General features: G+C 75.5%; 8 protein-coding genes and 1 pseudogene. 6 read left to right on the forward strand and 3 right to left on the reverse strand.

Annotated elements, in window-relative coordinates; translation table 11 throughout:
• Positions 1–33 precede the first annotated feature (33 nt).
• A complete protein-coding gene (locus tag Sdagh_RS06545; RefSeq protein WP_190078464.1) occupies positions 34–1,806 on the reverse strand; it encodes a hypothetical protein in 1,773 nt (590 codons plus the stop codon).
• 143 nt (positions 1,807–1,949) lie between these two features.
• On the opposite strand from Sdagh_RS06545, the gene fes (Sdagh_RS06550) reads away from it, so the two are divergent.
• Entirely contained in the window at positions 1,950–3,212 is a 1,263-nt protein-coding gene (gene fes / locus Sdagh_RS06550) for an enterochelin esterase (protein WP_190078474.1), read from the forward strand.
• Between the two features lie 106 nt (positions 3,213–3,318).
• Here the strand turns inward: fes (Sdagh_RS06550) and fes (Sdagh_RS06555) are convergent.
• Positions 3,319–4,583: pseudogene (gene fes, locus Sdagh_RS06555) on the reverse strand (enterochelin esterase).
• A gap of 143 nt (positions 4,584–4,726) precedes the next feature.
• Between fes (Sdagh_RS06555) and Sdagh_RS06560 the strand changes: the two are divergent.
• The 5 genes from Sdagh_RS06560 (at position 4,727) to hemC (ending at position 10,647) form a co-directional block, all read left to right on the forward strand.
• Positions 4,727–6,499, forward strand: a complete 1,773-nt coding sequence (locus tag Sdagh_RS06560; RefSeq protein WP_190078464.1) for a hypothetical protein — start codon at positions 4,727–4,729, stop codon at positions 6,497–6,499.
• Between the two features lie 67 nt (positions 6,500–6,566).
• Positions 6,567–7,622 carry a YncE family protein gene (locus Sdagh_RS06565; protein WP_189424502.1) on the forward strand — a complete coding sequence of 352 codons (1,056 nt, stop codon included), beginning with the start codon at positions 6,567–6,569 and terminating at the stop codon, positions 7,620–7,622.
• A gap of 153 nt (positions 7,623–7,775) precedes the next feature.
• A complete protein-coding gene (locus Sdagh_RS06570) occupies positions 7,776–8,756 on the forward strand; it encodes an ATP-dependent DNA ligase (protein WP_189424534.1) in 981 nt (326 codons plus the stop codon).
• Positions 8,757–8,886: 130 nt separating this feature from the next.
• A complete protein-coding gene (locus Sdagh_RS06575; protein WP_189424504.1) occupies positions 8,887–9,663 on the forward strand; it encodes an NPP1 family protein in 777 nt (258 codons plus the stop codon).
• Between the two features lie 48 nt (positions 9,664–9,711).
• Complete coding sequence (gene hemC, locus Sdagh_RS06580) at positions 9,712–10,647, forward strand: hydroxymethylbilane synthase (protein ID WP_189424506.1); 936 nt, start codon at positions 9,712–9,714, stop codon at positions 10,645–10,647.
• Positions 10,648–10,662: 15 nt separating this feature from the next.
• Here the strand turns inward: hemC and Sdagh_RS06585 are convergent, their stop codons facing one another.
• On the reverse strand, positions 10,663–11,184 hold the full coding sequence (locus Sdagh_RS06585; RefSeq protein ID WP_189424508.1) for a hypothetical protein: 522 nt from the start codon (positions 11,182–11,184) through the stop codon (positions 10,663–10,665).
• Positions 11,185–11,453 lie beyond the last annotated feature (269 nt).

The raw sequence follows: 11,453 nt of genomic DNA on the forward strand, positions 1-11,453 counted from the left end.
GGTCTACTGCGGAGAGATGGCTCGGGGGAGGGCTCACGCGCCGTGCGCGGGCCGTCCGGTGCGGCGGCGCACCACCAGCAGCGTGGTGGCGGCGGCGCCCGCGGCCCCGCCGGCCGCCGCCGCGGCGGCGGACCAGGCGATCGTCGCGTGGGAGACGGCCGGGCCGCTGGCGGCGAGCAGGGCTTTCGCGGAGGTGTCCGGCGCGGTGGTGGAGGACGTGCCGGTGCCCGCGCCGGCCGCCGCGGCGGCGTTCACGGTGAACTCCACCTTCAGCGAGGTGGGCGGGTCGGGGGCGAGGAAGCGCAGCCAGTGGGGGCCGGCGGTGGTGTCTGCGGGGACGGTCACGTCACCCTCGTAGCTGCCGTCGCCGTCGGTCTTCCACTGGCCGAGGATGGCCTCGTCGTCGAGCTTGACGGTGACCTGCTCGCCGGCCGGGAACCGGGTCACCTCGAAGTGCAGGGTGCCGCCGGGCTGGACCTCGCTGGCGGTGATCTCGGCCTTGGCGCCGGCGTCGTTGGTGGCGCTGGCCGGGGCGCCCGAGGCCGCCGGTACGGGGGTGGCGGCGCCTCCCGCGGCGCCGGACGCCGAGCCGCCGCCGGTACCGGAGGACGCGGCGGCGCCGGAGGTCACGGTGAAGCCGGCGCGCAGGCTCGTCGGCGGATCCGGTGCGAGGAAGCGCAGCCAGTGCGCGCCCCTGGCCGCGTCCGGGGGGACGGTGACACTCCCGGCGTACGACCCGTCGGGACCGACCGTCCACTGGCCGAGGATCTCGCTGTCGTCCAGCTTCACCGTGAGCTGCCGTCCCGCCGGGAAGCCGGTGACCCGGAACGACACCGTGCCGCCCGCGGCCACCCGGGAGCCGCCGGTGATGGCGGCGGAGGTGCCGGAGGAGGAACCGGCGGCCGTATCGGAGGAACCCGACGCGCCCGATGACCCCGTGGAGCCGGAAGCACCCGAGCCCGAACCGGAGCCGCCGGAACCCGCGGAGCCGCCGGAGCCGCCCGAGCCGCCGCCCGGCGAGGCCGCCGTGACCGTGAGGTCCGCCTTGAGGCTGGTCGCCGGGTCGGGGGCCAGGACGCGCAGCCAGTGCGCCCCGGCCGAGGCCGACGCGGGGACGGTGACCGTGCCGGAGAAGGTCCCGTCGGCCTTCACCGCGCCGGCCCACTGGCCGAGGATCTCGCTGTCGTCCAGCTTCACCGTGATGTTCTGGCCCTTGACGAACCCGGACAGGGCGAAGGAGACCCTGCCCCCGGCCGCGACCTCCCTCCCGCCGGTCAGCCTGACCTTCGGCTCCGCCGCGGGTGCGGTGGTCCCCGAGGGCGACGGAGTGGGCTTCGGGGTCGGCGCGGGCGTCGGGGAAGCGGACGGGGCGGCGGTGACCGTGAGGCTCTCGCTCCTGACACTGGTCCCGGTCGCCAGGAACCGGAGCCAGTGGCCGTCGCCCGCGCTGGTCCCCGCCGGGACCGTCACCCGGTCGGAGACGCTGCCGTCGTCGCCGACCGTGAACTGCGCCAGCAGCGCGGCGTCGTCGAGTTTGACGCTCAGCCTGCCGCCGGCCGGGAAGCCGGTGGCGGTGAACGGCACCTCGCCGCCGGCCCGTACGGAGGTCGTGCCGAGGGTGACCGCGGGCGCCGCCGCGTCCGCCGCCGTCAGCGCCACCGTGCCGGTGAGGTCCGTGGCACCGGGGCCGGCGGTGACCGGCGGGAGGGCGACGAGGGCGCCGAGACCGAGGGTGGCGCCCGCGGTCAGGGCGACCACGCGGCCCCGGCGGGCACCGAGGGGCGAAGCGGATCTGTCAGAGGTCATGATGGCTGCTCCAGGCAGGCGGACGTCACTCGGGGACGTCCGATAAGGAGGGCACGTGGGGGGCGGCGTACGGCCGGCGCGGGAAAGCGACGTGCGATCAAGTAAGGTAAGGCTAACCTAATATGGAGATCGTGAGCAGTCAAATGGAATCCGCGCACACCGTGTTCACCGGTCCCCCCGGAGCCACGCCGGCCCACCCGCCCCGCCTGCCCCGGCCGCACCCCGTGCCGCGGCTCGCCGAGCCGGTCCGCGCGCTGCCGGGGCCGGACGGCGTGGAGGAGTTCTGGGACGAGGTGCGCCGCCTCGGCACGCCCCTGGTGGGCCCCGACCCGCTGGGCGGCCCCGAGCACCGCGCGGTGACGTTCCTGTGGCGCGGCACCCCGGCGACCCGAGCCGTCGAGGTGCTGCCCAACAAGCTGGGCGACCCGCGCGACCCCGAGGGCAACCTGATGGCCCGCGCACCGGGGACGGACGTATGGCACTGGACCCTGCGGCTGCGGCACGACTGGCGCGGCACGTACGACTTCCACGTGGACGAGGGGATCGAGGAGGCGGGGCCCGCGTACTGGCGGCGGCTGCGCGCCGACCCGCGCCCCGACCCGTTCAACGGCCGCGCCCTGCCGCGCCGCTGGGGCGGCGGGCCGGTGTCCTACGCCGAACTGCCCGCCGCCCCCGACGCGGGCGACTGGCTGCCCCGGCCGGGCGTCCCGCGCGGCACCCTCACCGGGCACCGGATGCCGAGCGCCCGGCTGGGCGGGGAGCGGCGGGTCTGGCTGTACACGCCGCCCGGCGAGGTCCCGGCCGGCGGACTGCCGGTGCTGGTGCTGCTGGACGGCGAGCACTGGGGGCCCCGGCTCGGCCTCGCGCATCTGCTGGACAACCTCATCGCCGACGGACGCCTCCCGCTGCTGGCCGCCGTGCTGCCGGAGGCCGTCGACGAACCCACCCGCTGGGCCGAGCTGAGCTGCCGCCCCGGCTACGTCGCCCACCTCGCGGACGAGCTGCTGCCGTGGGCGGCCGGGCACCTGCCGGTCACCGCGGACCCGGCGCGCACCGTCGTCGCCGGGCAGAGCCTCGGCGGGCTCACCGCCGCCTACGCGGCCGTGTCCGCCCCGCACCGCTTCGGCAACGCCCTGGTCCAGTCCGGCTCGTTCTGGTGGCCGGCCGGGGAGGACGCCGAGTGGCTCACCCGGGCGCTCGCCGCCGCGCCCCGGCTGCCGGTGCGGTTCCGGCTCTCCTTCGGCGAGCAGGAGTGGGTGGCCCTGCCCGCCGCCCGGCGGCTCCGCGACACCCTGCGCGCACGCGGGTACGACGACTCCTCCTACCGGGAGTTCAACGGCGGTCACGACTACCTGTGCTGGCGCACCGAACTGGCCGACGGCCTCGTGGAACTGCTGGGCCGCTGATCCGGGCCGCACCGGCCCCGGGGACGGGCGGGCGGCGGCGCGCACGCCCCGCCGGGACGTGTCCGCGCCGCCGCCCGCCCGTCCCCGGGGCCGGTGCGGCCCGGTATCAGCGGCCCAGCAGTTCCACGAGGCCGTCGGCCAGTTCGGTGCGCCAGCACAGGTAGTCGTGACCGCCGTTTGAACTCCCGGTAGGAGGAGTCGTCGTACCCGCGTGCGCGCAGGGTGTCGCGGAGCCGCCGGGCGGCGGGCAGGGCCACCCACTCCTGCTCGCCGAAGGAGAGCCGGAACCGCACCGGCAGCCGGGGCGCGGCGGCGAGCGCCCGGGTGAGCCACTCGGCGTCCTCCCCGGCCGGCCACCAGAACGAGCCGGACTGGACCAGGGCGTTGCCGAAGCGGTGCGGGGGCGGACACGGCCGCGTAGGCGGCGGTGAGCCCGCCGAGGCTCTGCCCGGCGACGACGGTGCGCGCCGGGTCCGCGGTGACCGGCAGGTGCCCGGCCGCCCACGGCAGCAGCTCGTCCGCGAGGTGGGCGACGTAGCCGGGGCGGCAGCTCAGCTCGGCCCAGCGGGTGGGTTCGTCGACGGCCTCCGGCAGCACGGCGGCCAGCAGCGGGAGGCGTCCGTCGGCGATGAGGTTGTCCAGCAGATGCGCGAGGCCGAGCCGGGGCCCCCAGTGCTCGCCGTCCAGCAGCACCAGCACCGGCAGTCCGCCGGCCGGGACCTCGCCGGGCGGCGTGTACAGCCAGACCCGCCGCTCCCCGCCCAGCCGGGCGCTCGGCATCCGGTGCCCGGTGAGGGTGCCGCGCGGGACGCCCGGCCGGGGCAGCCAGTCGCCCGCGTCGGGGGCGGCGGGCAGTTCGGCGTAGGACACCGGCCCGCCGCCCCAGCGGCGCGGCAGGGCGCGGCCGTTGAACGGGTCGGGGCGCGGGTCGGCGCGCAGCCGCCGCCAGTACGCGGGCCCCGCCTCCTCGATCCCCTCGTCCACGTGGAAGTCGTACGTGCCGCGCCAGTCGTGCCGCAGCCGCAGGGTCCAGTGCCATACGTCCGTCCCCGGTGCGCGGGCCATCAGGTTGCCCTCGGGGTCGCGCGGGTCGCCCAGCTTGTTGGGCAGCACCTCGACGGCTCGGGTCGCCGGGGTGCCGCGCCACAGGAACGTCACCGCGCGGTGCTCGGGGCCGCCCAGCGGGTCGGGGCCCACCAGGGGCGTGCCGAGGCGGCGCACCTCGTCCCAGAACTCCTCCACGCCGTCCGGCCCCGGCAGCGCGCGGACCGGCTCGGCGAGCCGCGGCACGGGGTGCGGCCGGGGCAGGCGGGGCGGGTGGGCCGGCGTGGCTCCGGGGGGACCGGTGAACACGGTGTGCGCGGATTCCATTTGACTGCTCACGATCTCCATATTAGGTTAGCCTTACCTTACTTGATCGCACGTCGCTTTCCCGCGCCGGCCGTACGCCGCCCCCCACGTGCCCTCCTTATCGGACGTCCCCGAGTGACGTCCGCCTGCCTGGAGCAGCCATCATGACCTCTGACAGATCCGCTTCGCCCCTCGGTGCCCGCCGGGGCCGCGTGGTCGCCCTGACCGCGGGCGCCACCCTCGGTCTCGGCGCCCTCGTCGCCCTCCCGCCGGTCACCGCCGGCCCCGGTGCCACGGACCTCACCGGCACGGTGGCGCTGACGGCGGCGGACGCGGCGGCGCCCGCGGTCACCCTCGGCACGACCTCCGTACGGGCCGGCGGCGAGGTGCCGTTCACCGCCACCGGCTTCCCGGCCGGCGGCAGGCTGAGCGTCAAACTCGACGACGCCGCGCTGCTGGCGCAGTTCACGGTCGGCGACGACGGCAGCGTCTCCGACCGGGTGACGGTCCCGGCGGGGACCAGCGCGGGCGACGGCCACTGGCTCCGGTTCCTGGCGACCGGGACCAGTGTCAGGAGCGAGAGCCTCACGGTCACCGCCGCCCCGTCCGCTTCCCCGACGCCCGCGCCGACCCCGAAGCCCACTCCGTCGCCCTCGGGGACCACCGCACCCGCGGCGGAGCCGAAGGTCAGGCTGACCGGCGGGAGGGAGGTCGCGGCCGGGGGCAGGGTCTCCTTCGCCCTGTCCGGGTTCGTCAAGGGCCAGAACATCACGGTGAAGCTGGACGACAGCGAGATCCTCGGCCAGTGGGCCGGCGCGGTGAAGGCCGACGGGACCTTCTCCGGCACGGTCACCGTCCCCGCGTCGGCCTCGGCCGGGGCGCACTGGCTGCGCGTCCTGGCCCCCGACCCGGCGACCAGCCTCAAGGCGGACCTCACGGTCACGGCGGCCTCGCCGGGCGGCGGCTCGGGCGGCTCCGGCGGCTCCGCGGGTTCCGGCGGCTCCGGTTCGGGCTCGGGTGCTTCCGGCTCCACGGGGTCATCGGGCGCGTCGGGTTCCTCCGATACGGCCGCCGGTTCCTCCTCCGGCACCTCCGCCGCCATCACCGGCGGCTCCCGGGTGGCCGCGGGCGGCACGGTGTCGTTCCGGGTCACCGGCTTCCCGGCGGGACGGCAGCTCACGGTGAAGCTGGACGACAGCGAGATCCTCGGCCAGTGGACGGTCGGTCCCGACGGGTCGTACGCCGGGAGTGTCACCGTCCCCCCGGACGCGGCCAGGGGCGCGCACTGGCTGCGCTTCCTCGCACCGGATCCGCCGACGAGCCTGCGCGCCGGCTTCACCGTGACCTCCGGCGCCGCCGCGTCCTCCGGTACCGGCGGCGGCTCGGCGTCCGGCGCCGCGGGAGGCGCCGCCACCCCCGTACCGGCGGCCTCGGGCGCCCCGGCCAGCGCCACCAACGACGCCGGCGCCAAGGCCGAGATCACCGCCAGCGAGGTCCAGCCCGGCGGCACCCTGCACTTCGAGGTGACCCGGTTCCCGGCCGGCGAGCAGGTCACCGTCAAGCTCGACGACGAGGCCATCCTCGGCCAGTGGAAGACCGACGGCGACGGCAGCTACGAGGGTGACGTGACCGTCCCCGCAGACACCACCGCCGGCCCCCACTGGCTGCGCTTCCTCGCCCCCGACCCGCCCACCTCGCTGAAGGTGGAGTTCACCGTGAACGCCGCCGCGGCGGCCGGCGCGGGCACCGGCACGTCCTCCACCACCGCGCCGGACACCTCCGCGAAAGCCCTGCTCGCCGCCAGCGGCCCGGCCGTCTCCCACGCGACGATCGCCTGGTCCGCCGCCGCGGCGGCGGCCGGCGGGGCCGCGGGCGCCGCCGCCACCACGCTGCTGGTGGTGCGCCGCCGCACCGGACGGCCCGCGCACGGCGCGTGAGCCCTCCCCCGAGCCATCTCTCCGCAGTAGACCCACCCCACGCACACGACAAGGGAGCACTCCCACCATGTCCCACACCGGCACCCGCACCCACCGCCGCACCGCGATCGCCTCGGCCGTCGCCATGGCCGTCGCCGCCGGCGGCGTCCTGACCCTGACGGGCACCGCCTCCGCGCACACCGCCGCCCCGGCCGTCAGCACGGCCAAGCTCACCAAGGGCCTGTACCAGTCGGCCTACTCCGAGCGGAACCACGTGCTGTGGGTGACCGCCGCCGTGGGCCGCCCGCCGGTCACCGAGTCCCACCTGCTGAAGGTCGACCCCGGGACCCTCACCGTCGAGTCGGACATCACCCCGCCGGTCACCGACACCGCCACCGGTGCCGTCGAGGCCGTCTACGGCGTCGCCGTGGACGACGAGCACAACACCGTCTGGACGACCAACACCCGCAACAACACGGTGTCCGTCTACAGCCAGCGCACCGGCGAGCACCTCGCCACCCTGCCGAACGTCGACCACGCCCGCGAGATCGTCGTGGACGAGAAGCACGACACGGTCTGGGCGAGCGCGTTCAGCGACGGCAGCGTCGTCGCCTTCGACAGCAAGACCTTCAAGGAGAAGAAGCGCGTCACCGTGGAGGGTTCCGGCCCGGCCGGCCTCGCCGTCGACGAGAGGACCGGCACGGTCTACGCCGCCGACATGACCAACGACCGGCTCATCGTGGTGAAGCGCGGCTCCACCACACCCGCCTTCGTCCCGGCCGGCGACGGCGCGATCTCCGTCTCCCTGTCGAAGAACGGCAAGGCCGCCTACACCGCCGACCAGACCGCGGGCACCCTGTCCGTGATCGACCTGAGGAAGGGCATCGTCACCAAGACCGTGACGACCGGCGCGGGCGCCCTGTCGGTCGCCACCGACGAGCGCTCCGGCAACGTCCTGGTCGTCAACCGCACCGCGGCGAACGTGACCCGCGTCGACGTCAGGAAGGGCGTCGTCGAGGAGACCGTGGCCACCGGCGCCAACCCGAACCACGTGGAGATCGCCGACGGCACCGCCTGGGTGGTCGACAAGTCGGGCGCCGGCACGGCCGAGGACACCGTCACGAGGATCCGCCTCGCCCGCTGACGCCCCCCGCCCCGGCGCCCGGCACGCCCCCGCTACGGTCAGCGGCGGTGTGCGCCGGGCGCCGGTCCGTACCCGGGCACGATCGCGGCGCCGTTCAGGCGAACCTGCCCGCCGCCGCGCGTGGCGGCACCCGGCCGCGTCGACACCTTCCCCGTGGAGCTGCCGCTGATCCCGCCCATGCTCGCCACGCCGGGCGCCCTGCCGCCTCCCGCGCAGGACGCGCGCTGGGCGTACGAGACCAAGCAGGACGGCCAGCGCGTCATGGTCTACCTGCCCGGCGACGGCCGGGCGCTGCTGCGCGCCCGCTCCGGGACCGACATCACCGCCGCCTACCCCGAGCTGCGGCCCCTGGGCACCGCGCTCGGCACCACCGCGGCCGTCCTGGACGGCGAGGTGCTGGCGCTGGACGCCGAGGGCCGCGCCGACTTCCAGCTGCTCCAGTCCCGGATGGGGCTGGCGCACGCGCCGGGCCGGGCGGCGCACCGCGCGGCGTCCGTCCCGGTCCACCTCGTCCTCTTCGACGTCCCGCACCTGGGCCGCCGCCCACTGCTCCGCCTGCCGTACACCCGGCGGCGCGCCGAGCTGGAGGGGCTCGGCCTGACCGGTCCGGCCTGGTCCACCCCCGCCGCCCTCGTCGGCCACGGCGAGCAGGCGCTGCGCGCCACCCGCGAGCACGGCCTGGAGGGTCTGGTGTGCAAGCGGCTGGACTCGGTGTACGAGCCGGGGGTCCGCTCCCGGGCCTGGATCAAGATCCGGAACATGCGCAGCGAGGACGTGGTCGTCGGCGGCTGGCTGCCCGGCAAGGGGCGGCTGACCGGCCTGCCCGGCGCGGTCCTGGCCGGCCAGCGCGCCGCCGGCCGGCTGCGCTACGTCGGCGGGGTGGGCACCGGCTGGAGCGAGGACGAGCGCGCCGTCCTGGCCGCGCTGCTGCGGGCCGCCGCCACCGACGTATGCCCGTTCGACCCGGTTCCGGCGGTCCCGGGCGCCCGCTGGGTGGTGCCCCGGCTGGTGGGCGAGGTCCGCTTCAGCACCCGTACCCGGGAGGGCATGCTGCGCCAGCCGTCCTGGCTGCGGCTGCGGCCCGACCTGGCCCCGGAGGAGTCGGCGGCGGACGTCCCCGACGACCTGGTGTGACCCCGGGGCGGCTGTTGGGCTGCCCTTAACCCACGCGTCCCCTGGGCCTCTTGGCACGGAAGGGGAACGACGCCATCCTGAAGTCCCCTTTCCCCCACAGCCGTTGGGCTGCGCCCACGAGGAGGACGCGGTGTCGTCGAGCACGTCCGCACCCCGCCGCAGAAGATGGCTCACCACGGTCGCCGGGGCGTTCGCCCTGGTCGTCGCCTTCCCCGCCACCGCCTTCGCCGCCCCGCCCCCGGCGCTCCCCGGCAACGCCGACGCGGCGGAAACCGCCTACCAGCCCGCCTTCGACTACGACACCGACGGCTGCTACCCCACTCCGGCCATCAGCGCCGACGGCACGGTCAACGCCGGCCTCAACCCGACCGGCGCCCTCAACGGCAACTGCCGGGACGCCGCCGACCTGGACAACACCAACGGCTACGCACGCGCCAAGTGCGACGGCGGCTGGTGCGCGTACATGTACGGCCTGTACTTCGAGAAGGACCAGGCGCTGGCCGGCACGAGCATCGGCGGCCACCGTCACGACTGGGAGCACGTCGTGGTGTGGGTGCAGAACGGCACCGTGCAGTACGTGTCGACCTCCAACCACGGCTCGTTCACCGTGCACCCGCGTTCCCAGGTCCGCTTCGAGGGCACCCACGCCAAGGTCGTCTACCACAAGGACGGCATCAGCACCCACTGCTTCCGGCTGGGCACCGCGAACGACGAACCGCCGGAGAACCACAAGGGCACCTGGCAGTACCCGACCCTGGTCGGCTGGAACGGCTACCCGGCGGGCGTCCGCGACAAGCTCGGCGCGTACGACTTCGGCAGCGCCAATTTCGGCCTGAAGGACGCGAGCTTCGCCTCGCACCTGGCCTCGGCGAAGCCCTCGGGGATCACCTTCGACCCGTACGCCTGACCCGCGCGGGGGCGAGACGGCGGCCCCTCCGGGCACTATCGTGTCCGCATGTCCCTTCCCGAGCTGATCCGTGTCGTCTCCCGTGACTCGCCCATGGCTCTGGCTCAAGTGGCCCGCGTCCGGGGCGAGTTGGCGGATCTCCTGCCGGGGGTCCGCACCGAGGTCGTCCCCGTGCGGACGACCGGTGACAAGTGGCTCGGCGACCTGTCGCAGGTGGAGGGCAAGGGCGCCTTCACCAAGGAGGTCGACGCCGCGCTGCTGGCCGGCGAGGCCGATCTCGCGGTGCACTGCGTCAAGGACGTGCCCGCCGACCGGCCGCTGCCGGCCGGCACGGTGTTCGCGGCGTTCCTGCGGCGCGACGACATCCGCGACGCCCTGGTCCACCCGGGCGGGCTGACCCTGGACGAGCTGCCCGCCGGCACCCGGATCGGCACTTCGTCGGTGCGCCGCGTGGCCCAACTGGCCGCGACCCACCCGCATCTGAGGTGCGTGCCGTTCCGCGGCAACGCCAACCGGCGGCTGGCGAAGCTGGCCGCCGGGGAGGCGGACGCGCTGCTGCTCGCCGTGTCCGGTCTGGAGCGCATCGGCCGCACCGACGTGATCAGCGACGTCCTCTCCCCCGAGACGATGATGCCGCCGATCGGCGCGGGCATCCTGGCCCTGCAGTGCCGGGAGGACGACACCGGGCTGATCGACGCGGTCAGCGGCCTCGGCCATCCGGAGACCCACCGGGAGGCCACCGCGGAGCGGATGTTCCTGCACGTCCTCCAGGGCCACTGCAACAGCCCCATCGCCGGTTACGCGCGGGTCGACCGCAGCGGCGAACTCTCCCTGCGGGCTTGCGTGTTCACCCCGGACGGCAAGACCCGGCTGAACGCCCACGAGTGGGCGGGCCGCCTGGACCCGGCCACCCTCGGCACCTCGGTCGCGGTGTCGCTGCTGCGCCAGGGGGCCCGGGAGATCATCGACGGGATTCCGCACTGACCCGGCGGTGACGCCTCAGGCGGTGCCCTCCTCCGCCTGGTCCCGCAGGAACGTGCTCACCTGGTGCGCCAGTTCCTCGCGGCCGGCGGACGGGCAGGTGCCGCCGGCGCCCTCCGTCAGACCGAGACCGCCGGTCCACAGCCGCCGGGCCGTCCACTCGTCGTCGACCCGCAGCTGCACCTGGACGTCCACCCGGCCGAGATCCGCCTGCGGACCGGCCGCGTGGACGACGGCGGTGACCCGGCGCAGCGGGTAGACATCGAAGCCCTCGACGAACTGGGAGTTGCGCCAGTCGATGAAGGCGCCCTCCCCGTCGGGGCCGATCCGGACGTCGATCTGACCGTCCTCCAGGTGGACGCAGACCCGCCGTTCGCCCCGGTTCTCGACGGTGACGCGGAGGCGGAAGCAGGTGAGGCCCTCGGCGGCGTCGTCCCGGCCGCGCGGCGGCTCGCCCGGTTCGACGCGGTGGACACGGACCCGCAGTCCGGGGTGTTCGTCGTACTCCTGCCAGTCCCCGACCACGTTCGGCTCGTACACGGTGCACCTCTCGACCTCTTGGAGCTGCTTCCTATCTGTGCGCTCAGCGCACTGTCAAATGCGCGGAATGCGCTGTGGCCAGGGGAGTTCGCCCCCTTTTGCTCGGCGATCAAGCGCTGCCCAGGGAGAACGGGACCGGACGACGGGCGGCGGTCACCGTGAGCGTGCCGCACATCACGTTCCGCTGTGGAGCCGGCCGTCCCCGGGGCGGTCCGCTCTGCCGCACGGCGTGCGCCCGCCCCGTCTGCCCGTAAAATCGCCTCATATAA

Source organism: Streptomyces daghestanicus (assembly GCF_020521275.1).
Classification (GTDB): Bacteria; Actinomycetota; Actinomycetes; order Streptomycetales; family Streptomycetaceae; genus Streptomyces; species Streptomyces griseoviridis.

Coding starts and splice junctions, on each gene's coding strand:
- Sdagh_RS06565 (WP_189424502.1), top strand. CDS start 6,567: ATGTCCCACACCGGCACCCGCACCCACCGCCGCACCGCGATCGCCTCG.
- Sdagh_RS06560 (WP_190078464.1), top strand. CDS start 4,727: ATGACCTCTGACAGATCCGCTTCGCCCCTCGGTGCCCGCCGGGGCCGC.
- fes (WP_190078474.1), top strand. CDS start 1,950: ATGGAATCCGCGCACACCGTGTTCACCGGTCCCCCCGGAGCCACGCCG.
- hemC (WP_189424506.1), top strand. CDS start 9,712: ATGTCCCTTCCCGAGCTGATCCGTGTCGTCTCCCGTGACTCGCCCATG.
- Sdagh_RS06545 (WP_190078464.1), bottom strand. CDS start 1,806: ATGACCTCTGACAGATCCGCTTCGCCCCTCGGTGCCCGCCGGGGCCGC.